General features: G+C 68.9%; 16 protein-coding genes. 10 read left to right on the top strand and 6 right to left on the bottom strand.

All coding sequences use genetic code 11. The annotated features are described in order from the left end of the window. The first annotated feature begins 1 nt into the window (after position 1). The 5 genes from brxD to ACYVD1_RS23895 all read left to right on the top strand — a co-directional run bounded on the left by brxD (position 2) and on the right by ACYVD1_RS23895 (position 6151). The gene (brxD, locus tag ACYVD1_RS23915) at positions 2–1327 is read left to right on the top strand and encodes a BREX system ATP-binding protein BrxD (protein WP_460776728.1); all 1326 of its coding nucleotides are present in this window, start codon (positions 2–4) and stop codon (positions 1325–1327) included. After that, positions 1324–3522, top strand: coding sequence for a DEAD/DEAH box helicase (locus ACYVD1_RS23910; RefSeq protein ID WP_460776727.1), 2199 nt, complete (start codon positions 1324–1326; stop codon positions 3520–3522). Before brxD ends, ACYVD1_RS23910 begins: the two co-directional genes overlap by 4 nt. A gap of 320 nt (positions 3523–3842) precedes the next feature. Further along, entirely contained in the window at positions 3843–4256 is a 414-nt protein-coding gene (locus ACYVD1_RS23905; protein ID WP_460776725.1) for a hypothetical protein, read from the top strand. 234 nt (positions 4257–4490) lie between these two features. Beyond that, the gene (locus tag ACYVD1_RS23900; protein ID WP_460776724.1) at positions 4491–5036 is read left to right on the top strand and encodes a hypothetical protein; all 546 of its coding nucleotides are present in this window, start codon (positions 4491–4493) and stop codon (positions 5034–5036) included. A gap of 464 nt (positions 5037–5500) precedes the next feature. Next, complete coding sequence (locus tag ACYVD1_RS23895; protein WP_460776723.1) at positions 5501–6151, top strand: hypothetical protein; 651 nt, start codon at positions 5501–5503, stop codon at positions 6149–6151. Between the two features lie 88 nt (positions 6152–6239). On the opposite strand, the gene ACYVD1_RS23890 is transcribed toward ACYVD1_RS23895, so the two are convergent. The 3 genes from ACYVD1_RS23890 to ACYVD1_RS23880 all read right to left on the bottom strand — a co-directional run bounded on the left by ACYVD1_RS23890 (position 6240) and on the right by ACYVD1_RS23880 (position 10745). Continuing rightward, on the bottom strand, positions 6240–7253 hold the full coding sequence (locus tag ACYVD1_RS23890; protein ID WP_460776722.1) for an endonuclease domain-containing protein: 1014 nt from the start codon (positions 7251–7253) through the stop codon (positions 6240–6242). A 152-nt stretch (positions 7254–7405) separates the two neighbouring features. Continuing rightward, positions 7406–8191, bottom strand: a complete 786-nt coding sequence (locus ACYVD1_RS23885) for an ABC transporter ATP-binding protein (RefSeq protein ID WP_460776721.1) — start codon at positions 8189–8191, stop codon at positions 7406–7408. Positions 8192–8258: 67 nt separating this feature from the next. After that, positions 8259–10745, bottom strand: a complete 2487-nt coding sequence (locus ACYVD1_RS23880) for an ABC transporter permease (protein ID WP_460776720.1) — start codon at positions 10743–10745, stop codon at positions 8259–8261. A gap of 449 nt (positions 10746–11194) precedes the next feature. Between ACYVD1_RS23880 and ACYVD1_RS23875 the strand changes: the two genes are divergently transcribed. Next, positions 11195–11899 (top strand): DUF1028 domain-containing protein, encoded by a 705-nt coding sequence (locus tag ACYVD1_RS23875; RefSeq protein ID WP_460776718.1) that lies wholly within the window; start codon positions 11195–11197, stop codon positions 11897–11899. 72 nt (positions 11900–11971) lie between these two features. On the opposite strand, the gene ACYVD1_RS23870 is transcribed toward ACYVD1_RS23875, so the two are convergent. Together ACYVD1_RS23870 and ACYVD1_RS23865 are read right to left on the bottom strand one after the other, a co-directional pair. Beyond that, positions 11972–12529, bottom strand: coding sequence for a TetR/AcrR family transcriptional regulator (locus tag ACYVD1_RS23870; RefSeq protein WP_460776717.1), 558 nt, complete (start codon positions 12527–12529; stop codon positions 11972–11974). Beyond that, positions 12526–13992 (bottom strand): MFS transporter, encoded by a 1467-nt coding sequence (locus ACYVD1_RS23865; protein ID WP_460776716.1) that lies wholly within the window; start codon positions 13990–13992, stop codon positions 12526–12528. Before ACYVD1_RS23865 ends, ACYVD1_RS23870 begins: the two co-directional genes overlap by 4 nt. A 223-nt stretch (positions 13993–14215) precedes the next feature. On the opposite strand from ACYVD1_RS23865, the gene ACYVD1_RS23860 reads away from it, so the two are divergent. Together ACYVD1_RS23860 and ACYVD1_RS23855 are read left to right on the top strand one after the other, a co-directional pair. After that, positions 14216–14890: a DUF429 domain-containing protein gene (locus ACYVD1_RS23860; RefSeq protein ID WP_460776715.1), complete on the top strand. Its 675-nt coding sequence runs from the start codon at positions 14216–14218 to the stop codon at positions 14888–14890. Positions 14891–14998: 108 nt separating this feature from the next. Further along, positions 14999–15841 (top strand): hypothetical protein, encoded by an 843-nt coding sequence (locus ACYVD1_RS23855; protein ID WP_460776714.1) that lies wholly within the window; start codon positions 14999–15001, stop codon positions 15839–15841. A gap of 189 nt (positions 15842–16030) precedes the next feature. Here ACYVD1_RS23855 and ACYVD1_RS23850 read toward each other — a convergent pair whose 3' ends face one another. Continuing rightward, a complete protein-coding gene (locus ACYVD1_RS23850) occupies positions 16031–17407 on the bottom strand; it encodes a GntP family permease (protein WP_460776713.1) in 1377 nt (458 codons plus the stop codon). Between the two features lie 561 nt (positions 17408–17968). On the opposite strand from ACYVD1_RS23850, the gene ACYVD1_RS23845 reads away from it, so the two are divergent. Both ACYVD1_RS23845 and ACYVD1_RS23840 read left to right on the top strand, forming a co-directional pair. After that, positions 17969–18856, top strand: a complete 888-nt coding sequence (locus tag ACYVD1_RS23845; RefSeq protein WP_460776712.1) for an amidohydrolase family protein — start codon at positions 17969–17971, stop codon at positions 18854–18856. A gap of 122 nt (positions 18857–18978) precedes the next feature. Beyond that, on the top strand, positions 18979–20145 hold the full coding sequence (locus ACYVD1_RS23840; protein ID WP_460776711.1) for a pyridoxal-phosphate-dependent aminotransferase family protein: 1167 nt from the start codon (positions 18979–18981) through the stop codon (positions 20143–20145). The last annotated feature ends 51 nt before the right edge of the window (positions 20146–20196 follow it).

Here is a 20196-nt window from a genome sequence, read left to right as displayed (position 1 = left end):
CGTGAACCCCGTCAGTGCGGCACGCCGTGAGGAGGTCGTGGGCGCCCTGCGCCGCGGAACCGTCCCGCACGGTGGACTCGACCTGTTCGCCGTCGGACTCGAACGCTTCGAGAGCGCCGTCGACAAGGAACTCGGCAACGTCAGTACCGGCGGGGCCGACTTCAAGGCCGTGCGCGGTGAGTACGGGTCCGGAAAGACCTTCTTCGTCCGCTGGCTAGGCGAACGGGCCAAACGCGCCAACTTCGCGGTCACCGAGATCCAGATCTCCGAGACCGAGACCCCGCTGCACCGGCTGGAGACCGTCTACCGGCGCCTCACCGAACGCCTCACGACCGGCACCCAACCGCCCAGCGCCCTGCGGGAGATCGTGGACAACTGGGTGTACTCGCTGGAGGAGGACGTCCTCGCCGAAGGCAAGGTGGACGAAAACGACGAGGAAGCGCTCGACGCGGCCGTCCTGGAGCTGCTGGAACGGCGCCTGTCCGAGGTCGCGGCAGCCAACCCCGGCTTCGCCGCCGCCCTGCGCGGCTACCACCGGGCCCAGGCCGCGGGCGAGGCCGCCATCGCCGAGGCCCTCATCGCTTGGCTGGGCGGACAGCCCAACGTCGCCTCTGCCGCCAAACGCTATGCCGGGATCAAGGGCGACCTCGACCACTTCGGCGCCCTGGCCGCGCTCAAGGGGCTGCTCGTGCTGCTGCGCGACTGCGGCCACCCCGGGCTGCTGGTGGTCCTGGACGAACTGGAGACCCTCCAACGGGCACGCACCGACACCCGGGAGAAGGCTCTCAACGCGCTGCGCCAGCTCCTGGACGAGATCGCCAACAACCAGTTCCCCGGGCTGTATCTGGTGATCACCGGCACCCCCGCCTTCTTCGACGGGCCCCAAGGCATCCAGCGCCTGGCGCCCCTGGCCCAACGGCTGGCCACCGACTTCCTGCCGGACCCGCGCCACGACAACCTGCGCGCGGCCCAGGTCCGCCTCACCGGGTTCGACCTGGACAAGCTTCACGACCTCGGGGTGGCGGTCCGGGAGCTGTACGCCGACGGCGCGGACGATCCGCAGCGCGTACGCAGCCGGGTCGACGACAGTTACCTGCTCGGTTTCGCCGAGGCGGTCGCCGGTGAGCTGGGCGGCAAGATCGGCATCGCGCCCCGCCTCTACCTGCGCAAGCTCGTGGACGTCATGGACCGGGTGGACCAGAACGCCGACTTCGATCCGAGGCAGCACTACAGCCTCACCGTCGGCGGTAGCGAGCTGACTGAGGTCGAACGCGGAGCCCACGTGCAGCGGGCTGGCAGCGCCGACGAGGTGGAACTGGACCTGTGAGCGCGCCTTCGGCAGGGGCGGACGGCCCGGGGCCCAGCAGCCTGGACCTGATCCACCCCACCCTCGCCCACCACGTCGTCAACACGCTGGGCTGGCCGGGGCTGCGTCCCCTGCAGCGGGAGGCCCTGGCGCCGATCATCGACGGCGACGACGCGATCCTGCTCGCGCCCACTGCGGGCGGCAAGACCGAGGCGGCCCTGTTCCCGCTGCTCACCAGCATGGCCGGGCGGACGGGGGAAGGGCTGTCGCTGCTGTACGTGTGCCCGATCAAGGCACTGCTCAACAACCTCCTGCCCCGGGCCCAGGCCTACGCCGGGTGGCTGGGGCGCACCGCCGAGCTGTGGCACGGCGACATCTCCTCGGCCGGGCGTCAGCGCATCCTGCGTAATCGGCCCGACATCCTGCTCACCACCCCCGAATCCCTCGAATCGATGCTGGTGAGCACCAAGGTCGACCACCGGGCCTTCTTCAGGAACCTGCACGGCATCGTCGTGGACGAGGTGCACGCCTTCGCGGGGGACGACCGGGGCTGGCACCTGCTCGCCGTCCTCGAACGCCTCTCCCGGGTCGCCGGGAGAGCTGTCCAGCGGGTGGGGCTGTCCGCGACCGTCGGCAACCCCGACGAGCTGCTCACTTGGCTGCAGGGATCCCAGGCCGGTCGGCGTCCGGGCCGGGTGATCGCCCCCGGGGTGCGCCTGCCCCAGGGCCCCTCACGGACCCTCGGGGAGGCCCAGCCCGAGGGTTCCCGGGCCCCGGAAGAACCCCCGCCCGGCGAGGTCGAACTCGACTACGTGGGCTCTCTGCACAACGCCGCCAAGGTCATCGCCTCCCTCCACACGGGCGAGAAACGCCTGGTGTTCTGCGACTCCCGCAAGTACGTGGAGGAGCTCGGCCACGCCCTGCGCGAGCTCGGCGTGACCACCTTCCTGTCGCACGCCTCGCTGTCCCTGGACGAGCGCCGACGCGCCGAATCCGCCTTCGCCGAGGCGCGCGACTGCGTCATCGTCGCCACCAGTACTCTGGAACTGGGTATCGACGTGGGTGACCTGGACCGGGTCATCCAGATCAACGCGCCGGGAACGGTCGCCTCCTTCCTGCAGCGCATCGGCCGCACCGGACGCCGGAAGGGCAGCGTTCGCAACTGCCTGTTCCTCGCCGTGGACACATCCGGGTTGCTGGACGCCGCCGGACTCCTGCACCTGTGGGGGCGGCACTGGGTGGAACCGGTGACCCCCACCCCCGAACCCCGGCACATCGTCGCCCAGCAACTGCTCGCCCTGTGCCTCCAGGAACCCGAGGTGGGGGAGCGGCTGTGGCCCGAGTGGTGGGGCGACCTGGAACCCTTCCACCAGGGGGCACCCATCGCCGCCCACTTGATCCGGGAGGGGTTCATCGACCTGGACGGCGGGCTGATGATGATCGGCCCCGAGGCCGAGAAGCGCTTCGGCCACCGCCACTTCATGGAGCTCACCAGCGTCTTCACCGCGCCGCCCCAGTTCACCGCCCTGCAGGGCCGCACCGAGATCGGTCGGGTGGACCCGGCGCTGCTGGCCGCCGACGAGAAGGAAACCGGGCCCCGCCGCCTGCTGCTCGCCGGCCGCACCTGGGCGGTGACCGGCGTGGACTGGCGTCGGCAGCGGTGCTTCGTTGAACCGGTCGATGGCGGCGGAGGCAAGGCCAAGTGGGACTCGGGCGGCCACCTGGGGTCCTTCTTCGACCTCACCCGGGCGGTCCGTGAGGTGCTGCTCGGTTCCGACCCGAAGGTGCGGCTCACCCAGCGTGCCGTCAAGGCCCTGGCCGAGGCCCGCGAGGACCACCTGGACCAGGTCCACCCCGGCGGGTCGGTCATCGTCCGCGCCACCAACGGCGACCTCCGCTGGTGGACCTGGGCGGGCGCGAGGGCCAACCTGACCCTGATGGCCACCCTGGGCCCGGCTGCTGACCCCAAGCAGCAGCCCAACGACGCCTGCCTGCGCCTGAACCCCGAGCTCGACCCGCGCACCTGGGCCGCCGCCAAGGAGGCCGCGGGGGAGAGGGTCACCCTGCCGTCGGTGGCCACGCGCGCCCTGGACGGCCTGAAGTTCAACGCGGCGCTGCCCAAGCACCTGGCCGAGCGCACTCTGTCCGCGAGGCTGGCGGACGTGGAGGGCGCCAGAGCCCTACTGAAGGAACCCACCCGCTTCGTGCATCTCTGACCAAAACCCAAATCCATCGTTTCAGCGGGTCCTTCGAGGCGCCAGAATCCGGAGGCCCCAGCTACGGCAGCGCTGCTGGGAAGAGGGGACTCGCCGGTGGTGAACCGAGCCGGTGCACAATCTAAAAACACTCATGAGGTAGCCTCGATTCGTGGCGGTCCGAAATTCAGGGAAAGTAAGGGCGGTGCCCGCCCCCAGAAAGTTTTCACTTTTCCCTGTGGATTCATGGGCTACACATCCGGCGGCTGTCCCGGAGTGGCCAAGAGTCTTGCCCTGAAGGCCCTTGTGGGCCGCCCTGTGAACGAAGAAGGATCTAGTTCATGGCTGCGCGGAAAAAAGGAAAAAATCCCCTGAGCTACTGGGGCGTCATCGCGATTGCATTCGCCCTGTTCGGATGGTTCCTGCCGACTCTGGGGCCCATGTGGATCATGGTTGCCGCAGGGGTTTCAGTTCTCTACATCTCTTTTCAGATGCCATTGCCCTGTGGGGCCTGGAACCGAGGAGGGCAGACACGTTGCCGTAACAACGCCTCAGGCTTCCTGCCCGGGTGCCACCTCGAACAGCACCGGTGGCAGACCGCCAAACTCATGGTGGCCTCCGGCGGATGGGGTGAGATTCGGGAAAAGACCATGGCCAGCTGGAAAAGGGCACTTCCAGCGCTCGTCGCCGCTGCCACGCTCGTGTCCGGCCTGGCCGGGGCCGCCCAGTTCACCTATGCCGTCGTGACGGGTTGAGTGGCAGGTCCGGGCTCTGGATGCGGGCATCGGGAGCGACGGCCTGTTATGGGCCGAGGAAGAGGTCGTGCGCGAGGCAATGGTGTTCCTTGAGTTCCGGCGCAAGGGCAACCGGATCGACTTCGATTCTTCAGTGGTGTGGGATGGGATAAGGAGTGGATGCGGTGTGAGCGCCGCGTGGGGAGGGGCGGGCCGGTGTCCCTCCCCACACCGCTGTGGGATCCTGGGGCGCATATGAGTCAGGACGAGCGCACCGCACCCGAACCCACCAGCACCTACCTGCTGATCCTCAGCGAACGCGAAGCCGTGTCCTGGGTGCTGTCCCAGCAGCGGATGGCCTTTCCGGCCAGACGGCGCGCCGAAATCGACCGGCTCGCGGTGGGGGACCGGCTCATCCTGCTCACCACCCGGGGCTGTTGGCACAACCCCACCCGGGACCGCACCCGCATCATCGGCACGGCCGAAGTGACCTCGCCCGTGCGCGACCTGGACACTGCGGTGACCATCGTCGGCCGCGACTTCACCCGCGGCTGCGACCTCAAGCTGGAGCGGGTGACGCCCTACCGCACCGGCGTGGAGGTGGCGCCGCTCGTCCCGGAGCTGGAAGTCTTCCCCGACACCCGGCCGGGCGCCTGGGCGGTGCGCATCCGGCGGCCCCTGGTCCAGCTGGGCCGCGCCGACACGGAGCTGCTCACCGGTCGGCTGGCCGCGGTCGCGGGGGATCCGGCCGAGCTGGTCCCCGAATACGTCGAGAAGGTCCGCGAGGCCGTCTCCCGCTGACCCGGTGCCGGACCGGAGACCGTCACCCGCTGCCCTGAAGGCCCGACGCCGCCGACCGGGGCCCGTGCCCCAGTTCGGCGGATTCTGTGGCGACACGTACCGGTGTTCGCCCCCGCACTACCAGTCACATCCGGTCAGTGGCCGGGCATGTGCGGGCTGGGGATCCGGACGGCGAAAAACCCTGCGAGGCAAGGGGCCCGTGCCGTGACGGCCACAGGAGAGTGGCCCCGTTCGGGGTGCCGGGTACCAGCCCTTCACGGGGAGTGTGGGGAGCGGCTCATCTGCTCCGGAGCTGTCTCCCCCTACCCCCGGAGGTTCCGTGCGGCGCACCAGTCAGCACAACAAACGATGTGAGACCGCCACCAAGCTCGCGTGCGTCTGCTCCACCTGTGGAAGCAGCCTCCACGGCTGGAGTGGCCACGTAGAACGGGCCCGTCGCGGCGAGGAGGGTGTCAGGGAACTGCGTGAACCCGCGCAGGAACGCTGGTGGGAGCAGAAGCGCCATTTTCGAGAAGAAGGGGCACCCGACACCCACCAAGTACCTGCGGCAGGCCGGCGGCGCCGTGGTCGTGGCGGGCGCGGTTTCCTGGCTGTCAGCCGACGGAGCCAGGGTCCATCGGGTGGAGCGTCTCGGAAGTGCGCTCAACGAGGAGATCTTCGACGACAGGCTCTGGCAGCACGCCAAGCGGCAGGGCGAAGGGGAACCCCCGGCCCGCGCCGAGTACGGTCGCGCGATCGCCGGGCACTTCTGGTGCGACCTGCTCATCGAGATCGCGAACGCCTTGGACCAGGGCGCCAGGCTGGTCAACAGGGTCCCCGAGGAGCTCACGGACGCGGTCCTGGAGCACGAGGACGCGGAGAAGTGGGATCCGCTACGCACCGAGCTCACGGAGGACGCGCTGAACCTGCTCTGGAAGAGCGCCCACCATGTTCTGGGTACCGACCTGGCCTTCCCCGCCGTGTACCTGCGCGTCCTCGCGGTCCTCATCTGCCTCGACCCCGGCGCCCACCCGCGTGTCGCACGAGGCGGCCTCCGCCCCCTGGCCACCGAAACCCTGGGTGACCACCTTCAGACCAATGTCGAACCCGAGTGGCTCTGGGAGGACCCGCGCTGACCGCTCACGGGGGAGAGATCGCCGATGATCTTGCCCCCAGCTCCACCCTCGGCCGTCGAGGGTTGAGCCAGGGGCAAGATCATCGCGGCTAGGGAGCGGATCCGGCCTGGGTGACGGTGGCCAGGATGTAACCGGGTCGCTTGAGGTCCTGCCAGGTGAACCGGACGATGCGCACCCCCGGGTACCACGCCTGGAGCGCATTCTGCCGTTCGCGGTCCCGCGCCAGGACCTGGGGGAGGCTGTGCGGTCCGATGCCGTCGGCCTCGCCGATGACCTTGAGGTTCTCCCACCAGAAATCGACCACGCCGATGAGCCTGCCGTTACCGTCGACGAAGCTGCGCTGGAGGTCTGTGGGCGGCAGCCCTCCGTCGACGCAGGCCAGACGTACCCGGGTCTCCAACGGGCTCTGCGCCCGGCCGTCGGCCAGGGGCCACCACCGCCGGACTCGAACACACCCGCGGCGTCCGCGGTTGGCGTGCTCGAGGCGCTCGAAATCCTCCTGGCGGATCAGCTGCAGGTTGAGCGCCGAGTCCATCAGGCACACGGCGGTCTTCCGCCCCACCCGGAGAAGGGTGTCCCGCAGGGTTCTGCCTGGGGTGGTCAGGCGGAGGGGACCGTCGGTTGCGACCTCTCCTGGCCGGACCTTCCACGTGTGCAGCGCGATGCTGTGGACGTGGCGTTGCTGGCCCAGACCGGGCACCACCATGTGCACTGTGTGGCCGTCCCATGCCGGTAGCCCCTGCATTCCCCACAGGAGCGCCGCGGTCTCTCCGGCGGCGCAGGACTCGGGTCCCAGTGCCAGTTGTGCGGCCATCACAGCTGACCGCAGATGCCGATCCGGGCTGTCGCGGTCCAAGAGGGCGCGCACGGAGTAGACACCCGTATAGGGATGTCCCCACGTGCGGTTGCGAAGCAGGCGGCGGACGTCGTTCTTGGCGAGCCCGGCGTCCCTGACCTGGGGCCAGCTGATCAGTCCGTACTGATCTGAAGCCACGGTAAGGGCCGAGGAGAGGGCGGTGGTGGGGGCTGAGGGGGCTGCCCGGGTGGGGGCTGAAGAGAGTGCGACGTTGGGGGTGGGCGAGGAGGTGGAGTGTGAGTCCATGCGTCAACGGTGCTCCTCCGGGATCGAAACCGCCAGGCGTCCCCCGTTGTCTGTGGAAAACCCGTCCCAACTCCCGATGATCTTGCCCCCAGCTCCACGCTCGGCCGTCGAGGGTTGAGCCAGGGGCAAGATCATCGCGGGCACGGCCGCACTCAGAAGCCCAGCCCCCGCAGCCACGCGAGCAAGTCGTCCTCCCTGCCCGACGCCGCCTCCTCGGTCCAGGCGCCCAGCTCTCGGGCATCGACCACCGAACCGTCCCTCAGGTAGACCACCCGGTCGGCCCGGGCCGCGCAGGCCGGGTCGTGGGTCACCATGACCAGCGTCGTGCCCTCCCAGTGCACATCGGTGAGCGCGTCCATCACCTCGGTCGTCATGGAGCTGTTCAGCGCACCCGTCGGCTCGTCCGCGAACAGGATGGCGGGCTCGCACGCCAGCGCCCGGCAGATCGAGGCGCGCTGCAGCTGGCCCCCCGACACCTGGGTGATGCCGTGCCGACCCACGTGCCCGATCCCGAACCGCGCCATGAGCGCGTCCACGCGGGCGATCGCGGCATCCTTCTCCCTCGGACCCGCCTTCCTGGGCAGCGCCTTGAGCGCGGGCAGCAGGATGTTGTCCCGGACGTTGAGGTTGCTCAGGAAGTACGCCTGCTGGAACACGAACCCCATCCGGGTCAGCCGCACCCGGCTCATCTCCGTATCGTTCAGCGAGGTCAGGTCCCGCCCGTCCAGCAGAACGCTGCCGCTCGTCGGGCGGTCCATGCCGCTGACGCTGTACAGCAGCGTCGACTTCCCGGAACCGGACGACCCCATCACCACCAGGAACTCGCCCCTGCGCACGGACAGGTCGATCCCGCTGAGGACCTGCGTGGGCGGCTCGGTGGAGTGGAAGGTCTTGGTCAGCGCCCGCGACTCCAGCGTGAGCTCGTCGACCTGTGACATGTGCGCTCCTCTTTTCCTTACCTCAAACTCCGCTCGGCCTCTGGCCCTGCTCAACCTCTGGCCCTGCTCAACCTCGGAGCCACGAGCTCTTGTCGGCGCCGCGCAGCCTCGCCGTGAGCACCACCGCACCCAGGTATCCCGCGCCGACCAGCGCCAGCGGGAAGACCGCGTACACCATCACCGGGTTGGTGATGAACGCGAGTTCCACGATCCCCAACCCGGCCAGCGAGACGGCCAGGCCCACCAAGGACTCCCCGGCCGTGGCCGCGAACACCAGGCCGGCCACAGTGCCGACCACCATCGCCAGGAGGATCTTGGCCCTGGCCTGGGTGATGATCTCGCCGGTGGAGAAACCCAAGGCGGACAGCACCCCCATCCTGCGGCGCTCCCGGGTCAGTCGCAGGTTCAGGAACAGGATGGTGATGAGCGCCGCCACCCCGACCCCGAACACGAAGGCCAGCACGGCGGCGCTCTGGAAGGCACCGGTCACGTACGACAGCGTCTGCTGCACGTACTCCCGCATGGGGACGACCGAGGCCGCCGGATGCTGTTCGCGGTAGTCGGCGGCCACGGTGGTCGGGTCCGCCCCCTCGACCGTGTCCGCGTAGACGACGTACGCGGCCGCCCCGGTGGTCTGCTCACCTTGGGCCTTGGCCGTGTAACCACCGCTCGTGACGTCCTGGTAGACGCCGCTGACCTTGACCGCGGTCGGCCCGCCTCCGCCGTCGCCCGCGGTCGGCTCATCACCGTCGTGCGGCGGTGCGCCGTCGCGCAGGGCCAGTTCGTCTCCGACGCCGACTCCGTACCGTTCGGCGTTCAGGGCCGACAGCGCGATCTGCCCGGACCCGGGCGGCCCGCCCTCGAGGAACTCGACCGTGCCCTCGGCGTGGTCGCCCACCTCCACACGCATGCTCTGCCACCCCTCCTCACCCTCGGCTTCGTACAGCACCTGGGCGAAGACGCGCACGTCCGCCAGCCTGTCGTCGGCGTGCATGTCCGCGAGCACGTCCGCCAGCCTGTCGTCGGCGTGCATGTCCGCGAGCACGTCCTCGCGTGCGGCGTCGACGTCGTCGGAGAACTGCAGGTCGGCCCGGAGGTCGCTCTGCGGGGCACCGAGGTAGGTGATGAAGCGCGGGCTGTCGAAGGTGCTCAGCAGGTTCATCGGGAGCGTCATGAGGACGGCCGCCAGGAAGAAGACCATGGGGATCAGGACCCACTGCCGGCCCTCCGCCCGCAGGTCCAACCAGGCCAGGCGCCCGCTGACGCCCACGCCGCGGTACGAGGTCAGGCCGCCGCGCCGGGCGTTCCTGGCCTGCCTCCGTGCCCGGCGTGCGGTCTGGCGCTCGTCGAGGGTGCTGCCGTGGACGAGGGCACCCACGACCTGGATCCTCCGCACACCCCGCAGGACGCCCCGGCACAGCGCCATGACGAACAGGTAGACGACCGCGAGCGCGATGACGGGCACCAGGAACGTCAGTGGGCCGGTCGGCGCCTCGGCGTAGTTCACCTGGATGCCGCGCGTCAGCAGGTCGGTCGCCACCAGCGCCAGGGCGCCGCCGGCCAGGCAGGCGAACAGGGTCATGACGCTGTACTTGGCCAGGTACAGGCCAGCGATCGACCTGTCGGGGAGGCCGATGGCCTTCATCGCGCCGATCTCGCGCACCTCGTCCTCCAGGGACCCGCGGATCACGAAGCGCACGTTGAGCAGGGCGATCGCGATGAGCAGCACGCTCACGAACACCAAGGCCACCGCCACCAGGCCGTCGCTGAACGCGTTGACCATGCGGATCATCTGGAAGGTGACCGCCTGGCCGTTCTTCGGCAGGGCCTCGTCGGCCTCGTAGGCGCGTTGGAGCTCCGCCGCGCCGGAGGGGTCGGCCAACCGGTACTCGGCGATGATCTCGGGGTCGCCGCCTCCGGCTCGCTCCAGTGCCGCGAAGTCGGCTTCGGACACCAGGAATCGGGTGGCCGAGGACAGCGAGGAAGCCATCTGCGCATCGCGTACGAAGCCCTCGATACGCAGGTCGTGGTGGCCGGTGTCCGTCCGGATCCGGAGTTCGTCGCCGACCTCCAGGTCGTAGCTCTCCTGGTAGGCCACCGGGACGTGGACCCCGCCCTCGGCCGGGCGGGCGATCCCACCGGTTTCGTCGAGCAGGAAGTCGAACTCGTCGTTCTGCGTCACGAAGAGGTTGTCGACCAGGCTGTCGGTCAGGTCCCCCGACTCTCCGGTGGCGGGCTGCTGCCAGGAGACGGTCGGCCCGTCGAAGCCGAGCATGTCGACGACGTGCCAGGCCTCGATCTCCGGGTGCTCGGAGGCGAACCGCTCCAAGGCTTCGGGGTCGTGGTCGCCCGTGTGCATCTGCAGGAAGTGCGGGGGCTTGGCTTCCTCGAAGAGCTGGTCGACGGACCCGACCAGGCGTTCCATCACCATGGCCCCGGTGGCCATGAGGAACGCGCTGAGGGTCAGGACCACGACGAGTGCGACGCTGACCGCCTTGTTCTTGGTCAGGTCGTTGGCGGCGTGGCGCAGGTACAGGGAGTCCGGCCGCCTCATCGCGGGCTCCGTAACCGTGGAAGCGGGACAGGGGCAAGGAAGGGGGAGGGGGCCAGGGGGAGGTAGGGGGTGCGGGAGAGGGTCTGGGAGGGAGCCCGGAAGCGGGGTGCTCTCACCGGCTGTGCGCCTGGGGGAACCCTGTCCGGCGGCTCGGCGCTCACCTGCGGACTGGGGACGGTGCCCGTCATGCCGTCCAATCTAGATTCGTGCCCGTCGGCGTACATCGGGGAAGGGCCCCTGTTTCCGGTGGGGGACACCCTGACGTCGTCCGTGTCCGTGCCCCGGGCCGGGTCAGGGCCGACCGCGCAGGGGGCCGTCGGCGAGCAGCGGCACCGGCGGTAGCATCTGCCGGACCCGCCGCAGCTGTGCGCGGCCGCGGGAGCTCTTCCACCGAACCGAGCGCACCGGAAGCACGCGGCCGGGCGCACCGACAGCAAGAGTGATGCCGGTTGTATGCAGGGACCTTCTCGATCGTCGCGTACGACTCCGCCACAGGAACGTGCGGAGTCGCGGTCAGCAGCCGGATGCCGGCGATCGGTGCGCTGTCCGTCTTCGCGCACGCTGAGGCGGGAGCGGTGGCGACGCAGGCGCTGATCAACCCCCTGTTGGGCGTGGACGCCCTGAAGCTGTTGCGGTCCCACCCCGCCGAGGACGCGCTCGGCCGGGTCCTCGGGGCCGACCCGGACGCGGACTCGCGGCAGGTGGCGGTGGTCGACGGCAACGGCCGCGCCGCCGCGCACACCGGAGCGCAGACGCACCCGTGGAGCGGTCACCGGACCGGGAACGGTTACGCGGTGGCCGGGAACATCCTGACCGGCGCCGCCACGCTCGACGCGATGGCTGAACGGTGGGAATCGGCCGGGGAGTCCCGTGCGGAGGCGACACTGGGTGAGCGGTTGCTGAGCGCCCTGGAGGCGGGTCAGGCCGCCGGGGGAGACCGGCGCGGCAGGCAGAGCGCGGCGCTGTACGTGCACACCGGGAACCCGTACCCGTACCTGGACCTGCGCGTGGACGAGCACCACGACCCGGTGGCCGAGCTGCGCAGGGTCCACGGGGTCGCCGAGCGGGAGCTGCTGCCGTTCGTGGAGGCCCTGCCCACGCGCGAGAACCCCGTGGGTGCCTTCGACCGGCTGCTGGACACCGGACAGCACTGACCGGTGCCACCACCGAAACACCCCCACTGACCGGCGAGACCGGGACCCCCACAGCCCACATGCAGCCCTGTACTACACGCAGTCCCGTGCGCAGGCGTCGATCGGCTGTTGGACGAGCGGTCCGTACAGGTCCAGCACCGCCGTACGCGAGAACTGGTCCGCGGGGAACAGGTCCATGAGCCGGACCCCTTCGGCCAGGCCGATCACCTGGCTGGCGACGGCGCTCGCGTAGCGGTGGTCGGGTGTGGTGTCGCCGATCAGCTCACCGAAGCGCAGCAGGAGCCTCCCGCGGACCTCCTCGCGGGTGCGTTCGGGCTCGGGGGACTCGCGCACGTGGGCGAGGGCCACCAGCAGGGGGTCGGGAACGTCGTGTTCGCGCCGGGTGAGGATCTTCTGCACCAGTGCGCGCCCCAGCTCGGACCGGGGCAGGCCCAGCTCGGCCAGCGGGATCTCGTTGGGACCCAACTCGTTGAACAGCTCGGCCTTGCTCCGGTAGTGCTTCATCACCAGGGAGGGGGAGACCCCCGCCGCGGCGGCGATGTCGCGGATGGTCACCTCCTGGTAGCCGTGCTCGGAGAAGAGCGCGCGTGCGTGGTCGAGGATGGTGCTTCGGCTGTCGGGTCTGCTCACGATCCCATCTTCCCCCGGGTCACCTCGGTTCCGCGTGCCGGGACCGGTTCCGGGGCGGTTGCATCTTCGTGGCCCTCCGCGTGTCGGCGGGACGGGATGACGGCACCGAACAGCACGCTGGCCGCGCACACGCACACGCCGATGAGGTGGGCGGTGAACACGGCCTGTGCGGAGGGGAACACCGCGCCGTTCACGGTCACGGTCATCGAGGCGAAGACCAGCGCCACCACGGCGCTGCCGCTGGAGGTGCCCATCGAGCGGACCAGGGCGTTGAGCCCGTTGGCCGAGGCGGTCTCGCTGCGCGGTGAGGACGCCATGACCAGGGCGGGCATGGCCGCGAACGCGATGGCGCTGCCGACGCTGACGAGCATGTTGCCCAGCATGATCTGCCACACCGCGTCGTTGTAGAACATCCGCCACAGGTAGGTCAGGCCCATCAGCACGCCGCCGGTCAGCAGCACGGACCTTCCGCCCCAGCGGTTGAGCATGCGGGCGGAGACCGGCGAGAAGGCGAGCATCATCAGGCCGCCCGGCACCATCACCAGACCGGCGACGGCCACGGGAAGGGCCATCCCGTACCCGGTCTCGGTGGGGACCTGGAGTTCCTGGGTGGTGACCAACCCGTTCAGGAACATCGCGAACCCGGCGAAGTAAGAGGAGACGTTGGTGAACAGGACGGGTCGGCGGACGGCGGTGCGCAGGTTGACCATGGGTTCGCGGATGCGCAGCTGCAGGGGGATCCAGACCGCCAGGCAGACGAGGGAGAGCACTGCCAGGCCGACGACCTGGCCGCTGGTCCAGCCCCACGACGCCCCCTTGGACAGGGGGAGCAGGAGGCCGACGAGGATGACGGAGAGCAGGAGCGCGCCCACGGCGTCGAATCGTCCCGGGTAGCGCTCGGTGGACTCGCCGAGGGTCAGCGGGATGGCGATGAGGAAGACCGTGCCGACCAGCGCGGTGGACCAGAACAAGGAGGTCCATCCGAACGCGCTGTAGAGCACCCCGGACAGCGGCAGGCCCAGAGCGGCCCCGACACCGAGGGTGGCGCTCATCAGGGCGATGCCTCCGGCGAGCTTCTCCCGCGGCAGTTGGTCGCGCATGATGCCCATGCCCACGGGGATGAGCGCGGCGCCGAACCCCTGCATGGCGCGGCCGACGAGCATCGCCGGGAAGTTCCCGACGAGGGCCGCGATGAGCGAACCGGCGGTCATGACCCCCAGCGACACCAGCAGCATTCTGCGCTTGCCGTGCATGTCGGCCATGCGGGAGACGATCGGGGTGGCCACGGCCCCCGTGAGCAGGGTCGCGGTAACCAGCCAGGACGCGTCGTCGGCGGAGACGTCGAGGATGCCCGGCAGGTCCGGTAGGAGCGGGATGAGGAGTGTCTGCTGCAGGGAGACGAGCATGCCGCAGAAGGTGAGGATCCCCATGGTGGCCCAGGAAGGGACACGCAGGACGGGCATTCTTCTGACTCCAAAGCAACGAGTGGCGGTCGGGGACGTGGGCGCCCGGAGGCGGACGCACGCCCGGGACGGGGGTGAACAGCTGTTCACCATCCTTCGAGTGAACACCCGTTCACCCCGGCGTGTCAACCGAGCTCCGACCCAATGGGACCTATGCCGTCCAGACCCGTCGGCATCCGACCGGAATTGGTCGGAGCGCCCGGGGTACTGCACACTTGGGCTCGTGGAGAGCATCGGTGTGGACGCGTGTCGTCAGGGGTGGGTTGCTGTCCGGCTCGACCACCGCGGCCGTTTCGGGGAAGCGGTCCTGCACCGCGAACTGGAGAGCGTCGTGGCCCAGGCGGGGGAAGCCCTGGTGGCGGTCGACATCCCGCTCGGCCTGACCCGGCAGGAGTGGCGGGAATGCGACCGGATCGCGGCGGGGAGGGTGGGACGGCGCTCGAGCAGCGTCTTCCGGATCCCCCCTCGGCCGGTGGTGGAGACCGCGGACTACGCTGCCGCCAACGCCCTGTGCAGGGAGTTGACGGGCAGCGGGCTCAACTTCCAGGCGCACGGGCTGTTCGCCAAGATCCGGGAAGCCGACCGGATCAAGGGTGCGGGCGCGGGACGCCTGTACGAAGTCCACCCCGAACTGTCGTTTCGGACGATGGCCGGTGCGCCGCTGTCGGCGGCCAAGAAGAACTGGAACGGACAGGCCGAACGGCGCCGGTTGCTCGCAAACGAGGGGATCGTTCTCCCCGACGACCTGGGGGAGGCGGGACGGGTTCCCGCCGACGACGTCCTGGACGCCGCCGCGGCGGCTTGGAGCGCGCACCGCATCGCTGCGGGCCGGGCCTCCTGCCTCCCGGAGCACACCCAGCTCGACGACCGGGGCGAAGCCATCGCGATCCACTGCTGAACGCGGTGCGGAGGCGGGCGGACCGCGGCCCGGGGGGAGTCCGCGCTGTGACCGGTGCGGTGTATACCCTGGCCCGAGTTCCATTCCCCCACAGAGAAAGCATCCCCCATGTCATCCACCGCACGGCTGACCCTGTGTGCGGCACTTACCACCACCCTGGCCCTGACCGCCTGCGCGCCTGTCGAAGACCTGCTGGGCGAGGCCGCCTCGAGTACGGCCGAACGGCTCTCCGAACCCGAAGTCGACCAGGTCGACCGGGACGACCCGTTCGCCGGGACCGAGGCCGACGACTACGCGGAGGACTTCGAAACCCCAGAGGCGGCGTCCGTCGGGGAGGTCGGGGAGTATCCGGGCGACCGGGTCCAAGAGGCCTACGACATGACCGCGGAGTACCTGGAAGCGGTCTACCTGGAGCATGACGCGGTCTTCGACGAGGACAACAGCGAGTTCACCGCACTGCTCACCGAACAGGCGCTGGACTGGTACCTGGAACACCACGGGCACGAGGACCCCGACCTCGACAGCCGGCACGTCCCGTTCAACCTCGCACCCAATACCGCCGAGCCCATCGGCGACGTGGTGAAGGTGGACGGCAGCATGTGGGCCGAGACGGACCGGGACGAGCTGGGGCAGGACTACCTGGCCGTGCACACCGAGTACACCATCGTCCACCCCGTCGCCCGGCCCGGCGCGTCGGCGTCGGTGCGCCTGGTCACCTCGCACTACGGGGAGGTCTCCTTCTACGACCCCGGTGACGGCACCTGGGAGGCCTTCCCGAACTGGTGGCGCGCCGTGGGGCCGACGCACTGCCTGCTGGACGAGCACACCTTCGCTCCCGCCTACGCCGACGAGGAACAGCAAGGCGAGGACGTCGGAGGGGCCCCCGACGACGCCTACGACCTGGAGAGCGCACGCGACGAGGAGGAGTGCAGCGCCATCCGGGACACCTGAGCGCCCTGTACGAGGAGTCCGTTGCCCGCTGACATCTCCAGGCCCCGCCCTTCCCGGGGGCGGGGCCGTCAGCCGTCGCTGCAGGGCTCCTTGCCGCTGTGGATGCACCGAGCCGCGCCCTGGGTGCGGACCCGGACGCGGACTCGGTGCGGGGGTGTGGTCGACAACGTGCAGGGGTTCGGATTTCGCTCAGATCAGGCCGAGGCCCCACAGGGCACTCACGGCCGCCATGGAGAACACACCACTGACGAAGGTCACACCTCCGTAGGAGACGAGCGCGGCGCGCAGTGACATCCCGGAGAACGTCATGCAGACCCAGAAGTAGCTGGAGTTGACGTACTTGATGATCACCGACCCGCACGCGGCGGAGAGCATGGCCGCCTCGGGAGACAGGCCCAGAGTGCCCATCAAGGGCGCAGAGAGGGAGGCCGCGGTGATCACGGCAACCGTGGTGGACCCGGTGATCATGTTGGCGAGCACCCCGAGGACGAACGGCAACAGAATTGCCGGGATTCCCACAGCCAGCGTGTTCTCAGCGATGATGTCCACGGTCGGGGTGGCTTGGAGCAGTTCGCTGAGCGCTCCTCCCAGGCCGGTGACCATAATGATCATCGCCGACATGCGCAGCGCGTTCTCCACCCACGTGTCGCGCAGGCTCTTCTCGTCCTCGGTGGTCTTGGTTCGCCAGGCGAGGATGTAGGCCAGAACGACACCGATGCCCAATGCCAGTACAGGCCAACCGACAAACGTGGCGACATCGTGGACGGGGTGCCCCTCCTCCAGAACGAAGTCGGCGACACTGCTTCCGGCGATCAGGACCATCGGAACGAGAATCGGCGAGTAGGACCACAGGAGCGAGGGAAGCGGTCGGGAGCCTTCCTCGGCCTCGCCTTCTCCAGCCCCGCGGCCGCGGTACTCCTCCGAGGGCGGTGAATGCACCCGTCGGCCGATCAGAAGGGCGTATATCCAACCCGCGAGCGAGCCGACGAAGGTGACGATGGAGCCGTACAGGATGATCAGTCCGATGTCGGCTTCCACGACCGCCGCGGCGGCGAGGGGTCCCGGTGTGGGAGGCACCACTGCGTGGGTGAGCTGCATCGAACCGACCAGGCCGGTGGCCATGACGCTCATGTTGGTGCCGGCCTGCAGCGCGGCAGCATGCACCAGCGGGTTCAGGATGATGTAGCCGACATCGGAGAAGATGGCCAGCCCGATGATGAAGCCCGCGAGGGTCAGGGCGAGCGGCATGTTCCGCTTTCCGACCAGCCACATCATCGAACGCGTGATGCGCTGAACAGCGCCGGTATTGCGCATGGCCTCAGCTATCAGCGTGCCGAGGACGATGACGACGGCGATTGACTGAATCGTACTGCCGAAGCCTACTTCGAACGCTTCGATGAAGACGGTTTGGTCAATGGCCGGGACGAACCCAAGCAGCACGATCGGTACCAGCATGGCGATGAATACGTGCCACTTGTAACGGGCGATCAGGAACAGCAGGACGACAACAACGCCGAGGAATCCGATGAGCGCGACGGCGGGGTCGTTGGTGATCGTGTCTTCCATTCTCCAGCCCTTCTGGGAATGTGACCTTGCCTCGGTCCACGCCGGACTGACACATCTCTGTGGTGTTGCGCCCCATGCAGGGTCGCGGCGTCATGCATGACGCCCGTCGGCGAATGACTGAGTGATGGGAACAGTACTCAGAGGCGCGAGGGATGCACTCTGAGCAGCACGGGAAACATGTTCCTTATGGCGACACTTTGCATCCGGATGGCGGAATCCTAAGACGCTGATATGACGTGTGTCAACCATGTCTATGATGTAGGACACACTCTCCGCAGGGTGCCGTGCTCAGCGCCAAGGAGGCTCGCCATCCGTTGAAGGAGGTGGAAGCCCCTGGCTCGACGAGTGGCATAAGGCCAGCTGAGGCGGTAGAAGGTCGTGCGCTTGGCGATGGGCGAACACCTGGCCGGGGCCGACGCAGGCGGCGCCGCCTTGGGCCGCAAGCAGCTGGTTAGCGTCGATCCGACATGTACGGTCTTGCTGGCTATCGACAATCGATCTACTGTCTACAATCTGCTACGCCGAGGCCGGGCTGTGTTCCGGTGCCCCGAGGAGGTTGCCGTGGATCCGAGCTCTGACCCGATCGAGACGATCGGAGCCAGCGATCAAGGGACATCGATCGATGCCCACCAGCACTTCTGGCCTTCGGGTGTGCGCCCCAGGGACCCGCGTACAGCCGTGCTGGAACGCGACTTCACCCCCCGCGACCTGGCCGAGGAACTGGTCGGCGGCACTGTGGCGGGCACGGTTCTGGTCCAGTGCGCGGCGGGCCCGGAGGAAAACGACCGCCTCGTCTCCTACGCCCAGGCGTTCCCGCCTGTCGGTGCGATCGTGGCCTGGCTGCCCTTGGACGACGCTGAACGCGCCGTGCGCGAAGCTGACCGGGTGCGTGCCCGTACACCGTTGCTGCGGGGTTTTCGGGCCAAGCTCCCGGAGTCTGCCGACGGCATCCCTGACCTGCTGCGCACCGCGAACTTCGCGGCCGCCAACGGCCTGCTCTGGGAGCTCGTGGTCAGTACCGACGAGCACGTTCACCTGGTGGAAGAGGTGTCGGCGGAATGTCCCGACCTGCGGATCGTTGTCGACCACCTGGCCACCCCGCCACTGGCCGGAGGCGTTGCCGGTCCGTGGCGGAAGCGGATCGACCGCCTGGCAGCGTGCCCCTCCGCGGCGATGAAACTCTCCGTCGGCGCCGACGTGCTCGTCGACTGGGAATGGGCCCCCTCGGAGTTGGCCGAATACGTGGCCTATGCGTTGGAAGGGTTCGGCCCGCAGAGGACGATGCTCGCGTCGAACTGGCCGGTCATACGCCTAGCGATCGACCATGGGGCGGCATGGCGCGCGTTGGAGGCCGCCGTGGGGGAGGCCGGCGTCTCGGCCTCCGAGTTCGAGCGGATCAGTTCGGGAAACGCGCGGTCCTGGTACCGGATCGGTGAATCCTCCCGCTGATCCCCCCGGTTGAGCAGGCATGACGATCAAGGGGTTGTGACGCAGGCCACGACATGCCTACACTCAATCCGTCTGACGAAATTAATATTCCGTTATATGGAACAATTATTTGAGGGGGCGTCATGATAGACGCAACCGGCCGTCACTTCCTCCAGATTCCAGGCCCCAGCGAAGTTCCCGATTCAGTTCTGCGCGCGATTGCGGCCCCCACGATCGATCACCGGGGGCCCGAGTTCGCCCGGATGTTCTCCCAGGTACTCCGCGACGTTCGCCCGGTGTTCGGCACCACCGGTCCGGTCGTGGTGTACCCCTCTTCCGGCACGGGTGCTTGGGAAGCGGCCCTGGTGAACACACTCAGCCCGGGGGACCGGGTGCTCAACTTCGAGACCGGCCACTTCTCCACACTCTGGGCTGAGATGGCAGCGGCCCTCGGCCTGTCCGTGGATGTCGTCGCCGGTGACTGGCGGCGGGGTGCCGATTCCGCTGAACTCGCCAGACGGCTCGAGAACGACCCCGAACACACCATCAAGGCCGTGTGCGTCGTGCACAACGAGACCTCGACCGGTGTGGTGAGCCGCATCAAGGACATCCGGGAGGCACTCGACGCGGCGGAGCACCCCGCCCTCCTCATGGTCGACACCATCTCGTCCCTGGGGTCGATCGACTACCGCCACGACGAATGGGGCGTGGACGTCACCGTCTCCTGCTCCCAGAAGGGTCTGATGCTTCCGCCGGGACTGGGGTTCAACGCCATTGGTCCCAGGGCCTTGGAGGCCTCGCACACTGCGCGTCTGCCCAGGTCCTACTGGGACTGGGCCCCCGTGCTCGAGGCCAACGAGCGCGGATTCTCCGCGTACACACCGGCCACCAATCTCCTCTACGGCCTGCGCGAATCCCTGCGGATCATGAACGAGGAGGGGTTGCCCGAGATCTTCGCGCGCCATCAGCGCCACGCCAGGGCCACACGTGCGGCCGTGCGCGCGTGGGGTCTGGAAGTGCTCTGTGCCGATGAACGCGAGCACTCAGGTGTGCTCACTGCGGTGCTCGTCCCCGACGGGCACGACGCCGACCACATCAGGAAGGTCATCCTGAACCGGTTCAACATGTCCCTGGGCGCGGGGCTGGGCAAGCTCGCCGGGCGGGTCTTCCGTATCGGCCACCTCGGCCACGCCAACGACCTGACCGTCTCCGCTGCCCTCGCCGGCGTTCAGATGGGGCTGACCAGAGCCGGACTCAAGGTCCCCAACGACGGTGTCGCAGCCGCTCTCGAAGAGCTGAACGGGGACTGACCATGCGGTGCACGTACCGAGGTGACCGACAGGAAGCGGAGGTGATCCGGC

Source organism: Nocardiopsis nanhaiensis, from assembly GCF_054778635.1.
This window is presented reverse-complemented; position numbering and strand designations above follow the sequence as displayed.